We start from the raw sequence: 20530 nt of genomic DNA on the forward strand, positions 1-20530 counted from the left end.
CCCGGTCCGGCGTCCTCGCGCCCACCCGCCGGTGCCGCAACACCCCCGCACCCTGGCATGCTTGAGTCATCCGCGGAGCTCTCGCGCGGTCCACCCCCACCGCGCGATCCTTCTGTACGTTTCTTCGTGACCGTCCGACGCCGAACCAGGAGCCCCGGCCACGTGAGCCTTGCGAGCAGCCACTCACCGCACGGCCGGTCGCCGCTGCACACCGTGCAGGTGCTCGGCGGGGGCAGCGCGGGCAGCAGCGTGCACGTGCGCACGCTGGCCTCGGGCCTGGTCGCCCGGGGCGTGCGGGTGACCGTGTGCGCCCCCGTCGAGGCCGAGCGCTCCTACGACTTCACCGGCGTCGGCGCCCGGCACGTACCCGTGCCCCGCGACACGGACCCGTCCTCCCTGGCCGCGCTCCGCATCGCCTGCGCCGAGGCGGACCTGGTGCACGCGCACGGACTGCACGCGGGCCTGCGGACGGCGCTCGCGCTCGGCGGGCGCCGCATCCCGCTCGTGGTCACGTGGCACACGCGCGGGCATGCCGAGGGCGCCCGCGCCCATCTGCTGCGCCTCCTCGAACGCCGTGTGGCCCGGGCCGCGTCCGTCGTCCTCGGCACCTCGTCCGACCTCGTCGACCGGGCCCGCCGCCGTGGCGCCCGCGACGCCCGGCTCGCCGCGATCGCCCTGCCCGCACCCCGCAAGCCCGCCGAGCACGACGACCCCGACCGGCTGAGCTCCAAGATCCGTGCCGAACTGGGCGTCACGGACCGGCCGTTGCTCATGGCCGTCGGCGCCCTCGACCGGCACCGCGGGTACGACGTCCTGCTGGACGCCTCCCGCGTCTGGCGCCGCGTCGACCCGACGCCCCTGGTGGTGATCGCCGGGGAGGGGCCGCTGCGGACGGTGCTCCAGCGGCGCGTCGAGGACGAGGAACTGCCGGTGCGCCTGCTCGGGCGGCGCGAGGACGTCGGCGAACTGCTCGCCGCGGCCGATCTCGCACTGCTGCCCAGCAGCTGGGAGTCCCGGTCCGTCCTCGCCCAGGAGGCCCTGCACGCGCGTGTGCCGCTCGTCGCCACCGATGGCGGCGGCATCCGCGAACTGGTCGGCGAGGCGGCCGAACTCGTGCCCTACGCGGACGCGGACGCGCTCGCCGACGCCGTCGTACGGCTTCTCGACGACCCCGAGCGCCGCGACCTGTTGAAGGACAAGGGCACCCAACAGGCCGCCACCTGGCCGACGGAGGACGAGACGGTGACCCAAGTGCTCAGCGTCTACGACGAGTTGACGCAGGCGTGGCCCTACATCTAGGGAACGAGGGCATCCGGGGCACGTGCCCGAGGACGTTCAGGGCACGTGTCGGCGCGCCCGCAGCGCCAGGCTCAGTGCCAGGACCGTCTGCGGGTCGTCGAGGTCCGTGCCCAGCAACTCACCGATCCGGGCCAGCCGGTTGTAGAGCGTCTGCCGGTTCAGATGCAGCTCGCGGGCCGTCTCCGCCTTGCGGCCCGCGTGCGCCAGATACGTCTCCAGGGTGGGCAGCAACGGCGGCTTGGAGCGTTGGTCGTGGTCGCGCAGCGGGCCGATCGCGCGATCCACGAAGGCCGCCAGGTCCGGATGGTCGCGCAGCCTCCACAGCAGGAGGTCGATGTCGAGGCGGCGGGCGTCGTACCAGGGGAGCTCCGGCAGCCCCTGCGCCGCAGCCGCCGTCTCCGCCGCGTGCCGCAGCCCCGCCGACGCCGCGGCCCAGCCGCCCGCGACGCCGACCACCACGACCGGCGGCCGCGCGCCCGGCCGCTGCATGCCCGCCCGCTCCACACCGGCCCGCAACGCCGAAGCCACCCGATCGGCGACCGCGGACCGCTCGGACTCCGAGCGCAGGCCGAGCAGCAGCGGGACCCGGCCCTCCACCGGCCGTACGCCGAGCAGGACCGGCACACCCACCGACGCCAGCTCCTCCGCGACCGCCCGCGCCAGCACCGCCCAGCCCCCGCCGCCCGGAGAGGGGCCGTCCGCCAGCCGCATCACCACCGGCAGCAGCGGAGCGCCGCCCGGTTTGAAGCCCAGCACCCGGGCCTGCGCGGGCGCGTCCTCCGCGTCGATCCGGCCCTCGGCGAGATCGGTGAGGAAGTCGCCGCGCCCGCGCGCCGCGAGCTCCTCCTCCTGCCGGGCCTGCATGAGCACCACGGCCAGGATGCCCGCGGCTCGCTCGGCGGCGATCCGGTGCACCGGCGCCACCGGCGCGCTGACCGGCAGCAGCACCAGCCGGGCGCGTACGGAACCCGTGCCGGGACCGCCGCCCGGTACGTCCACCAGGGTCGTCCCGGCCGGGGGCTGGTCCTTGTGCTGGCCGCGCAGGCCCTCCCACACCTGGAGCGGGTCGGTGTCCGCGGGCCCGGCCCCGGCGGCGTACAGCAACTGTCCGCCGGCGGTCTCCAGGAACACCGGGTTGCCGCTGAAGCCGGCCAGGATGCCGAGGACCTGGGGCACCCCGCCCCCGCCGAGCAGCGCCTCGGTGCAGCGGCGGTGCACCTCCTCGGCCCGCTGCAGCAGCGCGTAGTGGCCATTGACGATCTCGGTGTGGATCTCTTCGGTGACGGCCACGAACGGCACCTCGCGATGCAGCTGGACGAGCGGCAGCCCCGCCGTCCGGGCCGTCTCGACGAGTGCGGCGGGCAGCCGGGAGAAGCGCGGGCCCAGCTCCACCACCAGGGCCGCGATACCGCGCTCGGCCAGCGTACGGACGAACGCGCGCTGGTCGGCGGGGCGGGTGCCGAGGCCGTAGCCCGTGGTCAGGAGCAGCTCGCCGCCCTTGAGCAGCGAGGCGATGTTGGGCACCTCGCCCGCGTGCACCCAGCGCACCGTGCGGTGCAGCCGGTCGGCGCCGGCCAGCACCTCCGGCAGCCCGCTGCGCAGCCCGGGCAGCTCCAGCGCCCGCTGCACGGTGATTCCGGTCCCCTGGGTGCCCTGCGGGGTGAAACGGCTGTCCATGCGGTGACGCTACCTGCGCGGACGCCCCGGGCGCACCGTCGTACCCGCTCAGGCCGGGGGGATGTTGTGGTTGTACCGGAACACGTTGTCCGGGTCGTACCGCCGCTTCACCCGGGCCAGCCGGTCGAGGCTCTCGGTGCTCAGACCGGCCACCACCCGGTCCCGGCCCTCGTCCCCGACGAGGCCGACGCGGACGGCGCCGGTGCGCCAGGGCCGGACACCGCTGTGCACGTCCGCGACCCACTGGACGGCCCGCGCGTCGTCCGCGGGGTCCGCCCACTGGGCGAAGGGGTGCACGGCCCAGGTCGCGTCCCGCTGGGGGACGGGGTACCTGCGGGGCTCGGAGCCGAGCGCGGTGCGAAGCGGGAACAGCAGCTGTCGGCAGGCCATGGGGGCGGGCATCGTACGGAAGCGGGCGCCGAGGACGTCGACCAGTTGGTCGGGCAGATGGGTCAGATACTCGGCCGACCAGTGGGCCCGCATCCCCGGCGGGTCGTCGAACAGGCACTGGAGTTCGGCGTACGGCATCGCGGTCAGGAACCGGGACGTGTGCGGCAGCGCCAGCAGCGGCCTGACCAGCCCGCGCAGATCGTCCTCGCCGCCGGCGTAGGTGATCAGGGCGCCGCACAGCGGGGGGCCGACCCGACGCACGGGGAGGAACGGCGGGGGCCGCCCGGTCAGGTGCAGCACGGCGCCGCTCGCCTCCGGCGGGCCGGCGGCGATGAGCTCGCGGTAGAGCCGGATCGCGTCCGGGCCCCGCTCCGGAGGGAAGGTGACCAGGGCGACGGAGAACTCGGGCAGCTCGTGCAGCCTGAGCGTGAGGGCGGTCGCCACGCCGAAGTTCCCGCCGCCGCCGTGCAGCGCCCAGAACAGCTCGGGGTTCTCCTCGGCGCTCGCATGGACCGTGCCGCCGTCCGCGGTGACCAGCTCGACGCCGAGCAGGTTGTCGACGGCGCGGCCGAAGACCCGGTCCAGCCAGCCACCGCCCCCGCCGAGCACGAAGCCCCCGACGCCGACCGTGGAGGTCCGGCCTCCGGTGGTCGCGAGGCCATGGGGCTGGGTGGCACGGTCAAGGTGGCTCATCAGTGCGCCGCCCTCCACCCTTACCGTGGCGGATCCGGGACACACGGTGACGCCGTGCATCCGGCGCAGATCCACGACCAGGCCGTTGTCGTTGACCGCCATGCCGGCGACGCTGTGCCCCCCGCCCCGGACGGCGATCTTCAGATCCAGTTCCCGGGCGAAGCGGACGGCCCGGACCACGTCGGCCCTCCCCGCGCACTGCGCGATCACGGCCGGACGGCGGTCGATCCGCGCGTTGAAGACCGCCCGGGCGCGGTCGTAGCCCGGATCGCCGGGGGCGAAGACCTCGCCGGCCAGATCCATGCGGAGCGCGGCGAGCGCCGCGCCCGCCTTCGAGAGGGCAGCCATCCCAGCCGCCCCTTCCCGCAGGGGACAGGACTGCCTTCAGCCTAGGGCGCAACGGTCCCGTGCGACGGGCGCGCGAGGTCTCACGGCTCTGGGCCGACGCGTACGGGCCGGGGCCCTGCTGTGCCCGCTGCACGAGGCCGGGATCAGCCGCCCGGCCCGCGCGCCGCCGGTGAGCGTGCTCAGCCCCCGTACGCGCCGGACGCCGTCAGACGCAGGGCGGTGTCGATCAGCGGGACGTGACTGAAGGCCTGCGGGAAGTTGCCGACCTGGCGCTGCAGGCGCGGGTCCCACTCCTCGGCGAGCAGGCCCAGGTCGTTGCGCAGGGCGAGCAGCTTCTCGAAGAGCTTGCGGGCCTCGTCCACGCGGCCGATCATCGCCAGGTCGTCCGCCATCCAGAACGAGCACGCGAGGAACGCGCCCTCGTCGCCGGGCAGCCCGTCCACGCCCTCCTCCTCGCCCGAGGTGGGGTAGCGCATGATGAAGCCGTCCGGTGTGGACAGTTCGCGCTGGATCGCCTCGATCGTGCCGATCACGCGCTTGTCGTCCGGCGGCAGGAAGCCCATCTGCGGAATGAGCAGCAGCGCGGCGTCCAGCTCCTTGGAGCCGTACGACTGCGTGAAGGTGTTGCGCTCCTTGTCGTAGCCCTTCTCGCACACGGCCCGGTGGATGTCGTCGCGCAGCTCGCGCCACTCCTCGAGCGGGCCGTCGGCGTCCCCGGACTCGATCAGCTTGATCGTGCGGTCGACCGCGACCCAGGCCATGACCTTGGAGTGCACGAAGTGACGGCGTGGGCCGCGCACCTCCCAGATGCCCTCGTCCGGCTCGTCCCAGTGCTGCTCCAGATAGCGGATGAGCCTGAGCTGGAGCAGGGAGGCGTAGTCGTTGCGGGCCAGGCCGGTCATATGGGCCAGGTGCAGGGCCTCGGTGACCTCGCCGTACACGTCCAGCTGCAGCTGGTGCGCGGCGCCGTTGCCGACGCGCACCGGGGCCGAGTTCTCGTAGCCGGGCAGCCAGTCCAACTCGGCCTCGCCCAGTTCCCGTTCACCTGCGATGCCGTACATGATCTGCAGGTTCTCGGGGTCGCCGGCCACCGCCCGCAGCAGCCACTCGCGCCAGGCGCGCGCCTCCTCGCGGTAGCCGGTGCGCAGCAGCGAGGACAGGGTGATCGCCGCGTCCCGCAGCCAGGTGTAGCGGTAGTCCCAGTTGCGCACGCCGCCGATCTCCTCCGGCAGCGAGGTCGTGGGCGCGGCCACGATGCCGCCCGTCGGCGCGTAGGTCAGGGCCTTCAGGGTGATCAGGGAGCGGATGACGGCCTCGCGGTAGGGGCCGTGGTACGTACAGTGCTCGACCCACTCCCGCCAGAACTCCTCGGTCGCCTCCAGCGACTGCTCGGGCTCCGGCATCGGCGGCGGCTCCTTGTGCGAGGGCTGCCACGAGACGGTGAACGCGATCCGGTCACCGGGCGCGACCGTGAAGTCCGCGTACGTGGTCAGCGCCTTGCCGTAGGTCTCGGCCTGTGTGTCGAACCACACCGAGTCGGGTCCGGCGACGGCCACCGTGCGCCCCTCGTGCCTGTGCACCCAGGGCACCACGCGCCCGTAGGAGAACCGCATCCGCAGGGCCGACCGCATCGGCACGCGGCCCGTGATGCCCTCCACGATCCGGATCAGCTGCGGGGCGCCGTCACGCGGCGGCATGAAGTCGATGACCCGGACCGTGCCGCGCGGGGTGTCCCACTCGGACTCCAGGATGAGGGACTCGCCCCGGTAGGTCCGCCGGGTGGCCCTCGGCGGACCGGCGTCCGCCGCGTGGGCCGGTCCCAGGCGCCAGAAGCCGTGTTCCTCCGTGCCGAGCAGTCCCGCGAAGACGGCATGGGAGTCGAAGCGGGGCAGGCACAGCCAATCCACGGTGCCGTCCCGGCAGACCAGCGCCGCGGTCTGCATGTCTCCAATGAGTGCGTAGTCTTCGATGCGCCCGGCCAATGCAACTCCAGTCGAACGGCCACGTCGCCCCGGAGGGGCGGTCGCTCTTGCGGTCATGGGATCGGTGAGAACGTTCGTTGTTCACCGACCCATTCGAAAATGAAGCAGTCGATGTTCAACGAACTGACGAGCTCTTGTTGTTCCGGTGACGGGCGGGGGTGGTGCCGTTTGCCGGGAGTGCTCGGCAGCGAGTGTCCGAGCAGGATACGACGCACCTCGATGATCCGCTTGCCCCGCCGGGCAACGAGACTGGTCCGAACGAGTGGGTCACGGGTGACCGCCGCGCGTCCATGGTGACACGTGCGCGGAGTGTGGCCGGAAGCAGTCCTGTCCTGGCGCTGATACGCTGGTAGCCCGTGGACCGGTGGGCTCGAAACCCCCGAACCGCAGCGACGGCACCCCCGGAAAGATCCTTCGGAAGGTCAGCCGTACCGCACCCCAAACCGCGACCACGGGAGCCCCCTCTTGGCCATGCCGCCCAAATCCACGACGACCAAGCACATCTTCGTCACCGGGGGTGTCGCCTCCTCGCTCGGCAAGGGCCTGACGGCGTCCAGCCTCGGCATGCTGCTCAAGGCGCGGGGCCTGCGCGTCGTCATGCAGAAGCTCGATCCGTACCTGAACGTGGATCCGGGCACCATGAACCCCTTCCAGCACGGTGAGGTCTTCGTCACCAACGACGGAGCCGAGACGGACCTGGACATCGGCCACTACGAGCGCTTCCTCGACCGGGATCTGGACGGTTCCGCGAACGTCACCACCGGGCAGGTCTACTCCACGGTGATCGCCAAGGAGCGGCGCGGCGAGTACCTGGGCGACACGGTGCAGGTCATCCCGCACATCACCAACGAGATCAAGCACCGCATCCGGCGGATGGCCACCGACGAGGTGGACGTGGTGATCACCGAGGTCGGCGGCACGGTCGGCGACATCGAGTCGCTGCCGTTCCTGGAGACCGTCCGCCAGGTCCGTCACGAGGTCGGCCGCGACAACGTCTTCGTGGTGCACATCTCCCTGCTGCCGTACATCGGGCCCTCCGGTGAGCTGAAGACCAAGCCGACCCAGCACTCAGTCGCCGCCCTGCGCAACATCGGTATCCAGCCGGACGCGATCGTCCTGCGCTGCGACCGCGAGGTCCCCACCGCGATCAAGCGCAAGATCTCGCTGATGTGCGACGTCGACGAGGCCGCGGTCGTGGCCTGCCCCGACGCCCGCTCGATCTACGACATCCCGAAGGTCGTCCACTCGGAGGGACTGGACGCGTACGTCGTCCGCAAGCTGGACCTTCCCTTCCGCGACGTGGACTGGACGACCTGGGACGACCTGCTCGACCGTGTGCACAACCCCGAGCACGAGGTCACCCTCGCCCTGGTCGGCAAGTACATCGACCTGCCCGACGCGTATCTGTCGGTGACCGAGGCGCTGCGCGCGGGCGGCTTCGCCAACAAGGCCCGGGTGAAGATCAAGTGGGTCACGTCCGACGACTGCAAGACCCCGGCGGGCGCCGAGAAGCAGCTGTCCGACGTGGACGCGATCTGCATCCCCGGCGGCTTCGGCGACCGCGGTGTCTCCGGCAAGGTCGGCGCGATCCAGTACGCCCGTGAGAACAGGATCCCGCTGCTCGGCCTCTGCCTCGGCCTGCAGTGCATCGTGATCGAGGCCGCGCGCAACCTGGCCGGCATTCCCGACGCGAACTCGACGGAGTTCGACGCCGCCACCGCCCACCCGGTGATCTCCACCATGGCCGAGCAGCTCGACATCGTCGCGGGCGAGGGCGACATGGGCGGAACGATGCGTCTGGGCATGTATCCGGCCAAGCTCGCCGAGGGCTCGATCGCGCGCGAGGTCTACGACGACAAGGAGTACGTCGAGGAGCGCCACCGCCACCGCTACGAGGTGAACAACGCCTACCGGGCCGAGCTGGAGAAGAAGGCGGGCATCGTGTTCTCCGGCACCTCCCCGGACGGCAAGCTCGTGGAGTACGTCGAGTACCCGCGCGAGGTGCACCCCTACCTGGTGGCGACGCAGGCGCACCCCGAGCTGCGCTCCCGCCCGACCCGGCCGCACCCGCTGTTCGCGGGCCTGGTCAAGGCGGCCGTCGAGCGCAGGAACGGCAGCAAGAACGGCAAGTGACGCAAGCGCTGTACGGTGACCGGGGTGGGCGTCCTTCGGGAGGCGTACCCCGGTTTTCGTGCAAGGCGTGGGAGGAACAGGGCGACATGACGATCAAGGACACCCCCGAGGAGTGGGAAGTCAGGGCGAGTGAGACCCCGTTCGTCGGCAAGAAGACCTCCGTCCGTGCCGACGACGTGGTCATGCCCGACGGCTCGGTCGCCCGCCGTGACTACCAGATCCATCCCGGATCGGTGGCCGTCGTCGCCCTCGACGACCAGGGCCGTGTGGTGGTGGTGCAGCAGTACCGCCACCCGGTGCGCCACAAGCTCTGGGAGATCCCGGCCGGGCTCCTCGACGTCCCCGGCGAGAACCCGCTGCACGCCGCCCAGCGCGAGCTGTACGAGGAGGCGCACGTCAAGGCCGAGAACTGGCGTGTGCTGGCCGACATCTACACCTCGCCCGGCGGCTGCGACGAGGCCGTGCGCATCTACCTGGCCCGCGATCTGTCCGAGGCCGAGGGGCAGCGCTTCGAGGTGGAGGACGAGGAGGCCGACATGGAGCTGGCTCGGGTGCCGGTGCAGGAGCTCGTCCGCGGGGTGCTGGCCGGGGACCTCCACAACACCTGCCTCGTCGTCGGTGTGCTCTCGCTGGTCGCCGCACAGCAGGGCGACGGACTGGACGCCTTGCGCCCGGCCGAGGCGCCGTGGCCGGCGCGGCCCTTCGAGGCCTGAGAACGCAAGCGCGGCCCGGCTCGGGCGCGATGCCGATGCGCTGCCGCCGGCCGGGGCGCGATGCCGATGCGCTGCCGCTGGCCGGGGCGCGGTGCCGATGTGCTGCCGCTGGCCGGGGCGCGGTGCCGATGCGGCGTTGTCCGTCGGGGGTCGGGACTCGCGGGTTCGGCTTCGCTGGTCGGGTGTGGGGCCAGTGCGCTGCCGCTGGTCGAGGTGTGGTGCCGATGCGGCGCTGTCCGTCGGGGGTCGGGACTCGCGGGTTCGGCTTCGCCGGCCGGGGCACGGTGCCGATGTGCTGCCGCCGGCCGGGGCGCGGTGCCGATGTGGCGTCGTCCGTAGGGGGCGCGCGGATTCGGCATGGCTGGTCGAGGTGTGGTGTCGATGCGGCGCTGTCCGTCCGGGGGTCGGGGGTCTCGGGGGTTCGGCTTCGCCGGCCGGGGCACGGTGCCGATGTGCTGCCGCCGGCCGGGGCGCGGTGCCGATGTGGCGTCGTCCGTGGGGGCGCGCGGATTCGCATGGCTGGTCGGGGCGTGAGGTCGATGTGGCGTCGTCCGTCGGGGCCTGGTGCCGATCCGGCGCCGTCCGTCGGGGCGTCGCGCCCATCCGTCACCACCGGCCGGGGCCTCGCGTCCCATCCGCCCCGGGCCTCATGCCCATCCCATACCTCCGGTCGTACGATCGCCTGATCCGATCGGGGGACTCGTCCGCCGTGCTCGGCCGGGATCGTCGCAGAGCGTGAACTAGGCTCAGGGCACGACCCGCCTTCAAGGCCCGGCGGGCCCGTGGGAGCAGTGGGACGGGAGCGAGGCCCGTGACGGATCAGGCGGTGGACACAGGCGGCAGCGAGCTGTCGGAGGGCATCCGGAGTCCCGCCGCCGCGGACGGTCACTTCCTCGGCCGTACAAGGGAGTTGAAAGAGCTCCTGATCGACATCGAGCGCGCGGGACTCGACACCCTCTCCGGCCGCAAGGCGCCCCGCGCCCGGGTGCTGCTCATCGCGGGACAGCCCGGTTCGGGGCGTACGGCGCTCGCCGAGGAGTTGGTCCGGCAGGTCGCGCACCGTTACCAGGACGGCGTGCTGCGCGCCCGCCTCAGTGAGCCCGACGGCACCCCCGTACCCACCGAGCGCACCGCCCGGGAGCTGCTGACCGCCCTCGGCCTGCCCACCCCGCCCGGCGCCGCCGAGGACGAGCTGGGCCAGACGGTGCGCGAGGCCCTCGGGGAGCGTCGCGCACTGCTCCTGCTCGACGACGCGGTGAACGCGGAACAGGTCGACGCGCTGCTGCCGGACACGCCCGGCTGCCTCGTCGTCGCCGTCTCCCGAGGCCCGCTGACCGGCATCGCGGACGTGCGGCCCTGCACCCTCGGTGGTCTGGACACCAAGTCCGCCCTGGAACTGCTCACCCGGTACACCGGCTCGGTGCGCATCACCGTCGACCCGAGCGCCGCGGAGGGGCTGGTGGAGCAGTGCGCGGGCCAGCCCGCCGCGCTGGTCCTCGCCGGCGGCTGGCTGGCCGCCCGCCCCCAGGCAGCCGTCGCCGATCTGGCCCGGCATCTGCGCAGCCGGGACGACCAGGGGCCGCCGTCGGCCCGCATCTTCCGGCTGTCGTACGCGGACCTGCCGGGCGCCCCCCAGCGGATGCTGCGCCTGCTCTCCCTCGCCCCCGCCGGTGTCGTCGACCCGCACACCGCCTCCGCGCTCGCCGGGTGCTCGGTGGAGGCGGCCGGCACCGTCCTCGACGACCTCACCTCCCTCGGTCTTCTGCGCAGAGCCGATTCGCCTCTGCGGCAGTACGAGGTCCCCGGCTGTCTGCTGACCCTGCTGCGTGCCCTCGCCGACAGCGAGGACCGCCCGGGCGAGCTGCAGCTGGCCCGCGCCAGGATGCTGGAGCGGACCGTACGACTGCTGCAGTCGTGCCGTGCGATCACCGAGACCGACAGCCCGCAGGCCCGTGAGAAGCTCGCCTCCCTGCCCCGGGCCCTGCGCTTCTCGAGCCCGCGGGCGGCCGAGGACTGGCTGCGCGCCCGGCAGCCCGCGCTGCTGGCCGCGGCCCGGCTCGCGGTCGCCGACGGCGAGCTGGACACCCTGGCCCGCCGCCTGATGGCCGCGCTGGTGAGGGCCATGGTCGCCCACTTCGGCACCCGGGCGGCCGCACCCGAGCTGTACGGCATCCACCGGCTCGTCCTCGACATCGCCGTGCGCCGCGATCTGCCCCGCGAGCAGGCCGCGGCCCTGCTGAATCTCGCGGACCTGGACGCGCAGACCGGCCGCACCGCGGAGGCGCTGGCCCGCTACCGGTCCGCGCTGGACGCCGGACGACGCGCGAACGACCCGTATGCGACGGGCCGCGCGATGGAATCCGTAGGCGGCGCCCACCAGGAGCTGGGGGACTACGACCGGGCCACCGACTGGTACGGCCGGGCGCTGGCCCAGCGGCTCGCCCGTGACGAGCGCGCCGAGGCCGCCCGGCTCTACGGTCGCCTCGCCACCGTGCACACCTACGCGGGCCGCTACGGCGAGGCGCAGCGCAACTGGCGCGCGGCCATCGCCGGGCACCGCAGGAACGGCGATGTCGCCGCCCACGCACGGGCATTGAGCGAGCTGGCCCGCGTCCAGGAGTACGCCGGGCGGCCCGAGGAGTCGCTGCGCACCTGCCAGGAGGCGGTCGAGTGGGCGCGGCGCGCGCAGGACACGCGGCTGCAGGCGGCGCTGCAGCTCAGGCTGGCCGACACCCTGGAGCGCCTCGGGGACCCGGCGGCCGCCGGTCTGCACCGCGGTGCGGCGGAGCGATTGCTGGCCGACGGGGCCCAGCAGGGCGACTCCGAGCCGGAACAGAGCGCTAACGCCTGCGAAATCCGCAGTACATCTGCTGAAGATTGATGCAATGGAAGGCTAGACAGCTGGAACGCCTTCATTAGACTGGCTCTGCCGCACCTTCTCCTGCGGTGTCTCCCGGTGTGCCACGCACGCCCGGGTATGTCTTGCAATGCCCCCACATTCCCTGAGCCAAGGACCGTGATCGACGTGAAGGTCGGCATCCCCCGCGAGGTCAAGAACAACGAGTTCCGGGTGGCCATCACCCCCGCCGGCGTGCACGAGCTGGTGCGCAACGGGCACCAGGTCGTCGTCGAGCGGCACGCCGGCGTCGGCTCCTCGATCCCGGACGAGGAGTACGTGGCGGCCGGAGCGCAGATCCTGGAGAGCGCCGACGAGGTCTGGGCCACCGCCGACCTGCTGCTGAAGGTCAAGGAGCCCGTCGCCGAGGAGTACCACCGCCTCCGCAAGGACCAGATCCTCTTCACCTACCTGCACCTGGCGGCGTCCAAGGAGTGCACGGACGCGCTGCTGGAGTCCGGCACCACGGCGATCGCGTACGAGACGGTCGAGCTGCCGAACCGCGCCCTGCCGCTGCTCGCCCCCATGTCCGAGGTCGCGGGCCGGCTGGCCCCCCAGGTCGGCGCCTACCACCTGATGCGCGCCGCCGGCGGCCGCGGTGTGCTGCCCGGCGGTGTCCCGGGTGTGCCCGCCGCCAAGGCCGTGGTCATCGGCGGCGGCGTGTCCGGCTGGAACGCCGCGCAGATCGCGATCGGCATGGGCTTCCACGTCACCCTGCTCGACAGGGACATCAACAAGCTCAAGGAGGCGGACAAGATCTTCGGCACGAAGATCCAGACCGTCGTCTCCAACACCTTCGAGCTGGAGAAGGCCTGCCTGGAGGCCGACCTCGTGATCGGCGCCGTGCTCATCCCGGGCGCCAAGGCCCCGAAGCTGGTCACCAACGAGCTGGTCTCGCGGATGAAGGCCGGAAGTGTCCTTGTCGACATTGCCATCGACCAGGGTGGCTGCTTCGAGGACTCCCGTCCGACCACGCACGCCGAGCCGACCTTCAAGGTCCACGAGTCGGTCTTCTACTGCGTCGCCAACATGCCCGGCGCCGTCCCCAACACCTCCACCTACGCGCTGACGAACGCCACGCTGCCCTACATCGTGGAGCTCGCCAACCGCGGCTGGGTCGAGGCGCTCCGCCGCGACGCCGCGCTTGCCAGGGGCCTCAACACCCATGACGGCAAGGTGGTTTACAAGGAGGTCGCCGAGGCGCACGGCCTGGAGCACATGGACCTGGAGTCCCTGCTCGGCTAGGCCGGCCACGGCCCGGGTTCGATTTCCCGGCGTCACAAGGCGATAGGTCAACTCTCCTCGTCAACACCGCGCAGCCGGCCGGACCTTGCCCGACAAGGTCCGGCCGGATGTGTGTATGGTCACTTTGCGACACTCGTTCAACTCGCGTCGAACGCAACTCTTTAACCGTTTCGCACACCGGTGAAACCTGACGAACGGCGCCCGGACACCCTTGACAGCGGGATGTTTCATTGCCGACACATCGGGCCGGGTCCGGCGGATTGTGTTGCTGCGGACCGCCGACACGCCATAGAGTCGCCAACCGTCGGCATGGTGCCACGCTGACCTATCTAGAAGTTTCCTGGTCACCAAGGAGGTAAGACGACTTGTGAATGAGTCGACATTTACTCCCGGGGGTGGTCAACCAGGAATGCCTGCGCGGGGCACGGGCCCCACGGGGCTCGAGGCTGTCGGCTCCGTCGCTGTCCGTACCTTCGCAGCCCACCAGAGCCAGAGCCCCCACCTGGCTCAGACAGCACCCCAGAGCATGGATGGCCAACACGTGAACGCCATGGCCGGCAACGGAAGTGGCGAGGTCCACACCCACTTCGCCGACTACGACGAACTGCCCGACGGGCACTTCTACGACCCCGACGCCGAGTACGAGCCCGACCCCGAGTACGCGGCCACGCTCGCGCCCGACGCGGCACGCCAGCGCCGCGAGCGCATCGGCCCGACCGGCCGTCCGCTGCCGTACTTCCCGATCCCGGGCCCGCTGACCGACCACGGCCCGGCGAAGATCATCGCGATGTGCAACCAGAAGGGCGGCGTCGGCAAGACGACGTCGACCATCAACCTGGGCGCCGCGCTCGCGGAGTACGGGCGCCGGGTGCTGCTCGTCGACTTCGACCCGCAGGGCGCGCTGTCCGTGGGTCTCGGCGTCAATCCCATGGAGCTCGACCTCACCGTCTACAACCTGCTCATGGAGCGGGGCATGTCCGCGGACGAGGTCCTGCTGAAGACCGCGGTCCCGAACATGGACCTGCTGCCGAGCAACATCGACCTCTCGGCGGCCGAGGTCCAGCTGGTGTCGGAGGTCGCGCGCGAGTCGACCCTCCAGCGCGCCCTCAAGCCGCTGTTGCCCGACTACGACTACATCGTGATCGACTGTCAGCCCTCACTCGGTCTGCTCACCGTCAACGCGCTCACCGCGGCGCACAAGGTGATCGTGCCGCTGGAGTGCGAGTTCTTCGCGCTGCGCGGTGTCGCGCTGCTCACCGAGACCATCGAGAAGGTCCAGGAGCGGCTCAACCCCGAGCTGGAGCTCGACGGCATCCTCGCCACGATGTACGACTCCCGGACCGTGCACAGCCGTGAGGTCCTCGCGCGGGTCGTCGAGGCGTTCGACGACCACGTCTACCACACGGTGATCGGCCGGACCGTGCGCTTCCCGGAGACCACGGTCGCCGGTGAGCCCATCACCACCTACGCCTCCAACTCCGTCGGTGCCGCCGCCTACCGCCAGCTCGCCAGGGAGGTGCTCGCCCGGTGTCACGCCGAGTGAGTCTGCCGGGGGCCGACGAGCTGTTCCGTACCACCGGGGGAATGGGACTGCAGGCGTCCACCCCCAGGCGCCAGGCCAACGGCGAGGCCCGGGTGCCGGCTCCCGCGGGCGAGAGCGACGCCACGGCCGCGGCGGAGGACGCACCGCCGTCGGTGCCCGTGCAGGGCGGCGACGGGGAGGGCGACGAGCACGTCGCGGCGGATGCCGTGGAGGCGGAGGCCGGGGAGTCCCGCTCGCGGTCCACGACCGCCGAGCGGCCGGCGCGCCGCCAGGAGGCGCAGGAAGGTTCTGCCGCGGCCCAGCCGCGCAAGCGGGGACGTGCGGCCGGGCGGCGGCCCAGCGGGCGGGAACGGCACGACGAGAAGATCACCGTCTACGTGTCCGCGGAGGAACTGATGGACCTCGAGCATGCGCGCCTCGTGCTCCGGGGTGAGCACGGGCTCGCGGTCGACCGCGGGCGGATCGTGCGCGAGGCGGTCGCCGTGGTGCTGGCGGATCTGGAGTCCCGGGGGGACGCGAGCATCCTGGTACGTCGGCTTCGCGGGCGGTGAGCAGGTAGCCTGCGACGGCTATGACCTCGTACGAATCCGGCTCCGCCGGGCGCCGCCGTGTGCTGGGACGTGGGCCGGGCGCTCCGCGGGTCGAGCCGCCCGGGTCCCCCGCGGAGGCGGCGCCCGCTCCGACCGCACCGGAGAGCCCGTCGCCGGTCGGGGAGGGCTCGTCGCCTGCGGCCGGCCACTCACCCGTACTGCCCGGCGGCGCGACTGCGCCGAGGGCCGGTGCGGCCGACGAGGCGCCGCCGGCTGTCGCACCCGCGGCCGGTCCCGCACCGGAACCCGCAACCGAGGAGCCCGCGTTCGAGCCGGGCGCACCCCTCCGCGACGAGCCGGAGCCGGCGACCGCGCCCGGCCGGGCGCCCGTCGTCGGGCCGGCCACGTCGGCCGAGGCGGCAGAGCCCGGCCCGGCGAACCGGGTCGGCGGCGTTGACCACCGCCCCGAGCCGGGAGCCCCGGTCGCCGATCGCCCCGTCGCCGAAGTCCCGGTCCCCGAAGTCCCGGTCCCCGAAGTCCGGGTCGCCGAAGCCCGGGTCGCCGAAGTCCCGGGCGCACCCGAGCCCCAGCCGGAACCCGCGGCCGTGGAGTCCGATGGTGACGTGCCCGGGGACGGGGTCTTCAAGGTTCGGCTGGCCAACTTCGAGGGCCCCTTCGACCTCCTCCTCCAGCTCATCTCGCGGCACAAGCTCGACGTCACCGAAGTCGCGCTGTCCAAGGTGACCGACGAGTTCATGGCGCACATCCGGGCCATGGGGCCGGACTGGGACCTCGACCAGACGACCGAGTTCCTCGTCGTCGCCGCGACGCTGCTCGACCTCAAGGCGGCACGGCTGCTGCCCGCCGCCGAGGTCGAGGACGAGGCGGACCTCGCGCTGCTCGAAGCCCGTGACCTGCTGTTCGCACGGCTCCTTCAGTACCGCGCCTACAAGCAGATCGCCGAGATCTTCAACCGGCGGACCGAGGAAGAGGCCCGGCGCTACCCCCGTACCGTCGGCCTCGAACCCCATCACGCCGAGCTGCTGCCCGAGGTGGTCATCAGCATCGGACCCGAGGGGTTCGCCAGGCTGGCCGTCAAGGCGATGCAGCCCAAGCCCAAACCGCAGGTGTACGTCGACCACATCCACGCCCCGCTGGTGTCCGTGCAGGAGCAGGCCCAGATCGTGGTCGAGCGGCTGCGGAAGCTCGGCGAGGCGAGCTTCCGCGAGCTGGTGGAGGACACGGGCGACACCCTCACGCTCGTCGCCCGCTTCCTCGCGCTGCTGGAGCTGTACCGCGAGAAGGCCGTGGCGCTGGAGCAGGAGGCCGCCCTCGGCGAGCTGACGGTGCGCTGGACCGGCGGTGACGGAGACGGGACGCCGAGGGTCACGGACGAGTTCGACCGGCCGCCCGAGGACCCGGACGACAACGCCAGGAAGACGGAGGAGAAGGCGTGAGCGAGGAGACCGCCGAGGTTCCGGCCGGCCTGAACACCGTGGCCGGCCTCGACCTCAAGCCCGCCCTGGAGGCCGTCCTCATGGTCGTGGACGAGCCCGCCACCGAGGAGCACCTGGCGAAGATCCTGGAGCGGCCCCGGCGGCAGATCGGCGATGCGCTGCGGGAGCTGGCCGACGAGTACACCGTGCAGGGGCGCGGCTTCGAGCTGCGGTTCGTCGCGGGCGGCTGGCGCTTCTACACGCGGGCCGCGTACGCCCCCGCCGTGGAGCGCTTCGTGCTCGACGGCCAGCAGGCCCGGCTGACCCAGGCCGCCCTGGAGACCCTGGCGGTGGTCGCCTACCGCCAGCCGGTCAGCCGCAGCCGCGTCTCGGCGGTCCGTGGGGTGAACTGCGACGGCGTGATGCGCACCCTCCTCCAGCGCGGTCTCGTCGAGGAGGCGGGCACGGAACCCGAAACAGGTGCGATCCTGTACAGGACGACGAACTACTTCCTGGAGCGGATGGGCCTGCGTGGCCTGGACGAGCTTCCGGAGCTCGCGCCCTTCCTCCCGGAGGCGGAGGCGATCGAGGCCGAGACCCAGGAGGGCGTACCGTCGTTCGACCCGGACGCTCCCGATGCTCCGGACGCAGACGACGATCACACGACGAACACGACGACGGAACTTTGATGCGAAGCAGCGGCAGCGGCAGCGGCAGGAACGGCGGGCGCGGCAATTACCGCGGTGCCGGCAACGACAGGGACCAGAAGCAGGGGCAGGGCCGCCCCCGCAAGCCCCGCCCGGAGGAGCGCCGCTACGACGTGGGCCCGGGTGCCACCCAGGACGGCCCGAAGTCCGGGCGCGGCGGCTCCGCGCGCGGCGGCGCCAAGGGCGGCCCGAAGCAGTCCCAGCAGCGCGGTGACGGCCGTACGGCCCCGGCGCGTTCCCGTGAGTTCGAGGCGCGGGCGGAGGAGCGCAACAGGGAGCGGTACGCGGGGAAGAAGGAGATCAAGCTCCCCAAGACCTTCCCGGGCGCCGAGCAGGAGGGCGAGCGGCTGCAGAAGGTGCTCGCACGCGCCGGTTACGGCTCCCGGCGGGCCTGCGAGGAGCTGATCGAGCAGGCCAGGGTCGAGGTCAACGGCGAGATCGTCACCGAGCAGGGGCGGCGCATCGACCCGGAGAAGGACGAGGTCAGGGTCGACGGGCTGACCGTGGCCACGCAGTCGTACCAGTTCTTCTCGCTCAACAAGCCCGCCGGTGTCGTCTCGACGATGGAGGATCCGGACGGGCGCCAGTGCCTCGGCGACTACGTCACCAACCGCGAGACCCGCCTCTTCCACGTCGGCCGGCTCGACACCGAGACCGAGGGCGTCATCCTGCTCACCAACCACGGCGAGTTGGCGCACCGGCTGACGCACCCGAAGTACAGCGTCAAGAAGACGTACCTGGCGCACATCGTGGGGCCGATCCCGCGCGACCTGGGCAAGCGCCTGAAGGAGGGCGTGCGCCTGGAGGACGGGTACGTCCGCGCGGACCACTTCCGGGTGGTCGAGCAGACCGGCAAGAACTACCTCGTGGAGGTGACCCTGCACGAGGGGCGCAAGCACATCGTGCGCCGCATGCTCGCCGAGGTCGGCTTCCCCGTCGACAAGCTCGTGCGCACCGCCTTCGGGCCGATCACGCTCGGCAACCAGAAGTCGGGATGGCTGCGCCGTCTGTCGAACACCGAGGTCGGCATGCTGATGAAGGAAGTCGATCTGTAGGCGGCCCGCCCTCGTACAGGCGCGTCCGGCTTCACGACGACGGCCGGTTCCCGTGATTGCGGGAACCGGCCGTCTGCTTGTGCGCGGCACCCGCCGCTGTTTATAGTCAATACGACTATTAAGGGGGTGGGGGCCGTGCAGGGCTATGACAAGCACGCGTTCGAGCCCTTCGCCGTCACCGTGGACCTCGCCGTCCTCACGATCCGCGCGGGCGCGCTGCACGCACTGCTCGTCGAGCGCGGACAGGAGCCGTACGCGGGCCGGTGGGCCCTCCCGGGCGGATTCGTGCGGCCCGATGAGTCCGCGGAGGACGCCGCACGGCGCGAACTCGCCGAGGAGACCGGTCTGGCGGACGTCTCCGGGCTCCACCTCGAACAACTGGGGACCTACAGCGACCCCGACCGCGACCCCCGGATGCGGGTCGTCTCCGTCGCCTTCGCCGCGCTGCTCCCCGACCCTCCCGAACCGCACGGCGGCGGCGACGCGGCGCAGGCGCGCTGGCTGCCGTACGCCGGCGCCGGCCCGCTCGCCTTCGACCACGACCGCATCCTCGCCGACGCCCACGAACGGGTCGGCGCCAAGCTGGAGTACACCTGTCTCGCCACGGCCTTCTGCCCGCCCGAGTTCACGCTGGGCGAGCTGCAGCAGGTCTACGAGACCGTGTGGGGCACCGCGCTCGACCGGCCCAACTTCCGGCGCAAGGTCCTCGCCACCCCGGGCTTCGTCGAACAGGTCCCCGGTGCCGCCCGGCTGACCGGCGGCCGCGGCAAGCCCGCCGCGCTCTACCGCGCGGGCGGCGCCACCACCCTGCACCCGCCCCTGCTCCGCCCCACCACGGAAGGACTCTCCTCATGACCAGTACGGCCCTCGCCAGGAGCGCCGCCACCGGATCCCTGCTCGGGCTCGCCCTCGGGGACGCGCTCGGCCACCCCACCGAGTTCAGTGACGTCGCGTCGATCCTGGCCACGTACGGGCCGTGGCGGGAGATGGAGCTGCCGAGGCGGGCGTTGGTCACCGACGACACCCAGATGACGCTGGCGCTGGGGCGCGGACTGCGGACGGCCATGGACCGCGGGGTCCTGGCGCCACAGCGGATGGAACGGCCGGTGCGCGAGGAGTTCGTCGACTGGTACCGGTCCCCGGACAACAACCGGGCGCCCGGCCAGACCTGTCTGGTCGCCTGCAACCTGCTGAAGGACGAGAGCCGGGCCTGGCAGGACGCCAGTCGGATCGGCTCCAAGGGGTGCGGTGCGAACATGCGCGTGGCGCCCGTCGGGCTCGTACCGGGGCTGAGCGATGAACAGCGGGCCGGGGCCGCCCAGTTGCAGGCCGCGCTGACGCACGGCCACCCCACCGCGCTCGCCGCGTCCGACCTGACCGCCCACGCGATACGCCTGCTGGTGCGGGGCGCCGATCCGACGGGCCTGGTGGGGCTGCTGCGGTCGTACGCGTACGAGAACCGCAGCCGCTACCACGAGCGGTGGCTCGGCGACCTCTGGACGCGCGCCCAGGACCCCACGCCCGAGCACTTCATCGCGCGCGGCTGGGACGAGTGCATGGAGATCCTCGAACGCCTCGAGGCGGCGGTGCGGACCGTGTCGCCGGAGACCGACCCTTGTCTGGCGACCGGCGAGGGCTGGATCGCGGAGGAGGCCCTCGCCACCGGGCTGCTGTGCTTCCTGCTCTTCCCCGACGAGCCGGTCACCGCGCTGCGCCGGGCCGCCTGCACCTCCGGCGACTCCGACTCGATCGCCTGTCTGACGGGCGCCTTCGCGGGTGCCCGGCTCGGTGCGGAGGCCTGGCCGCGGGAGTGGGCGGACCGCATCGAGTACGGCGGCGAGCTGCAGACGCTCGGAGCGCTCTGGGACGCGTGAGGGGTGCGG

At 72.4% G+C, this 20530-nt stretch carries 15 protein-coding genes; 12 read left to right on the forward strand and 3 right to left on the reverse strand.

Annotated features, from left to right (window positions below; genetic code table 11):
- The first annotated feature begins 162 nt into the window (after positions 1–162).
- A complete protein-coding gene (locus tag ASC56_RS18660; protein WP_055492598.1) occupies positions 163–1299 on the forward strand; it encodes a glycosyltransferase family 4 protein in 1137 nt (378 codons plus the stop codon).
- Positions 1300–1335: 36 nt separating this feature from the next.
- Here the strand turns inward: ASC56_RS18660 and ASC56_RS18665 are convergent, their stop codons facing one another.
- The 3 genes from ASC56_RS18665 to ASC56_RS18675 form a co-directional block, all read right to left on the reverse strand.
- A complete protein-coding gene (locus tag ASC56_RS18665; protein WP_055492599.1) occupies positions 1336–2976 on the reverse strand; it encodes a PucR family transcriptional regulator in 1641 nt (546 codons plus the stop codon).
- Between the two features lie 48 nt (positions 2977–3024).
- Positions 3025–4407, reverse strand: a complete 1383-nt coding sequence (locus tag ASC56_RS18670) for an FAD-binding oxidoreductase (RefSeq protein ID WP_055492600.1) — start codon at positions 4405–4407, stop codon at positions 3025–3027.
- 179 nt (positions 4408–4586) lie between these two features.
- Positions 4587–6389 carry a glycoside hydrolase family 15 protein gene (locus ASC56_RS18675; RefSeq protein ID WP_055492601.1) on the reverse strand — a complete coding sequence of 601 codons (1803 nt, stop codon included), beginning with the start codon at positions 6387–6389 and terminating at the stop codon, positions 4587–4589.
- Positions 6390–6860: 471 nt separating this feature from the next.
- Between ASC56_RS18675 and ASC56_RS18680 the strand changes: the two genes are divergently transcribed.
- The 11 genes from ASC56_RS18680 to ASC56_RS18730 all read left to right on the forward strand — a co-directional run bounded on the left by ASC56_RS18680 (position 6861) and on the right by ASC56_RS18730 (position 20521).
- On the forward strand, positions 6861–8522 hold the full coding sequence (locus ASC56_RS18680) for a CTP synthase (RefSeq protein WP_055492602.1): 1662 nt from the start codon (positions 6861–6863) through the stop codon (positions 8520–8522).
- An 86-nt stretch (positions 8523–8608) separates the two neighbouring features.
- The gene (locus ASC56_RS18685) at positions 8609–9235 is read left to right on the forward strand and encodes an NUDIX hydrolase (protein WP_055492603.1); all 627 of its coding nucleotides are present in this window, start codon (positions 8609–8611) and stop codon (positions 9233–9235) included.
- A gap of 811 nt (positions 9236–10046) precedes the next feature.
- Positions 10047–12116 (forward strand): tetratricopeptide repeat protein, encoded by a 2070-nt coding sequence (locus tag ASC56_RS18690; RefSeq protein WP_055492604.1) that lies wholly within the window; start codon positions 10047–10049, stop codon positions 12114–12116.
- 135 nt (positions 12117–12251) lie between these two features.
- Positions 12252–13376, forward strand: a complete 1125-nt coding sequence (ald, locus tag ASC56_RS18695; protein WP_055492605.1) for an alanine dehydrogenase — start codon at positions 12252–12254, stop codon at positions 13374–13376.
- Between the two features lie 409 nt (positions 13377–13785).
- The gene (locus ASC56_RS18700) at positions 13786–14919 is read left to right on the forward strand and encodes a ParA family protein (protein ID WP_079102600.1); all 1134 of its coding nucleotides are present in this window, start codon (positions 13786–13788) and stop codon (positions 14917–14919) included.
- Positions 14904–15470, forward strand: a complete 567-nt coding sequence (locus ASC56_RS18705; protein ID WP_055492607.1) for a hypothetical protein — start codon at positions 14904–14906, stop codon at positions 15468–15470. Before ASC56_RS18700 ends, ASC56_RS18705 begins: the two co-directional genes overlap by 16 nt.
- A 20-nt stretch (positions 15471–15490) precedes the next feature.
- Entirely contained in the window at positions 15491–16906 is a 1416-nt protein-coding gene (locus ASC56_RS18710; protein ID WP_055492608.1) for a ScpA family protein, read from the forward strand.
- Complete coding sequence (gene scpB, locus ASC56_RS18715) at positions 16903–17574, forward strand: SMC-Scp complex subunit ScpB (RefSeq protein ID WP_055492609.1); 672 nt, start codon at positions 16903–16905, stop codon at positions 17572–17574. Before ASC56_RS18710 ends, scpB begins: the two co-directional genes overlap by 4 nt.
- Positions 17574–18647, forward strand: a complete 1074-nt coding sequence (locus ASC56_RS18720) for a pseudouridine synthase (RefSeq protein ID WP_055492610.1) — start codon at positions 17574–17576, stop codon at positions 18645–18647. Before scpB ends, ASC56_RS18720 begins: the two co-directional genes overlap by 1 nt.
- A 126-nt stretch (positions 18648–18773) precedes the next feature.
- Positions 18774–19502, forward strand: coding sequence for an NUDIX domain-containing protein (locus ASC56_RS18725; protein ID WP_055492611.1), 729 nt, complete (start codon positions 18774–18776; stop codon positions 19500–19502).
- The gene (locus tag ASC56_RS18730; protein ID WP_055492612.1) at positions 19499–20521 is read left to right on the forward strand and encodes an ADP-ribosylglycohydrolase family protein; all 1023 of its coding nucleotides are present in this window, start codon (positions 19499–19501) and stop codon (positions 20519–20521) included. Before ASC56_RS18725 ends, ASC56_RS18730 begins: the two co-directional genes overlap by 4 nt.
- Positions 20522–20530: the final 9 nt, after the last annotated feature.

It is taken from the genome of Streptomyces sp. TP-A0356 (assembly GCF_001417775.1).
In the GTDB taxonomy this organism is placed as follows: domain Bacteria; phylum Actinomycetota; class Actinomycetes; order Streptomycetales; family Streptomycetaceae; genus Streptomyces.

Excerpts from the sequence above, each read along its gene's own strand:
- ASC56_RS18665 (WP_055492599.1), bottom strand. The coding sequence starts at position 2,976 with ATGGACAGCCGTTTCACCCCGCAGGGCACCCAGGGGACCGGAATCACC.
- ASC56_RS18670 (WP_055492600.1), bottom strand. The coding sequence starts at position 4,407 with ATGGCTGCCCTCTCGAAGGCGGGCGCGGCGCTCGCCGCGCTCCGCATG.
- ASC56_RS18680 (WP_055492602.1), top strand. The coding sequence starts at position 6,861 with ATGCCGCCCAAATCCACGACGACCAAGCACATCTTCGTCACCGGGGGT.
- ASC56_RS18685 (WP_055492603.1), top strand. The coding sequence starts at position 8,609 with ATGACGATCAAGGACACCCCCGAGGAGTGGGAAGTCAGGGCGAGTGAG.
- ASC56_RS18700 (WP_079102600.1), top strand. The coding sequence starts at position 13,786 with ATGCCTGCGCGGGGCACGGGCCCCACGGGGCTCGAGGCTGTCGGCTCC.
- ASC56_RS18710 (WP_055492608.1), top strand. The coding sequence starts at position 15,491 with ATGACCTCGTACGAATCCGGCTCCGCCGGGCGCCGCCGTGTGCTGGGA.
- ASC56_RS18720 (WP_055492610.1), top strand. The coding sequence starts at position 17,574 with ATGCGAAGCAGCGGCAGCGGCAGCGGCAGGAACGGCGGGCGCGGCAAT.
- ASC56_RS18730 (WP_055492612.1), top strand. The coding sequence starts at position 19,499 with ATGACCAGTACGGCCCTCGCCAGGAGCGCCGCCACCGGATCCCTGCTC.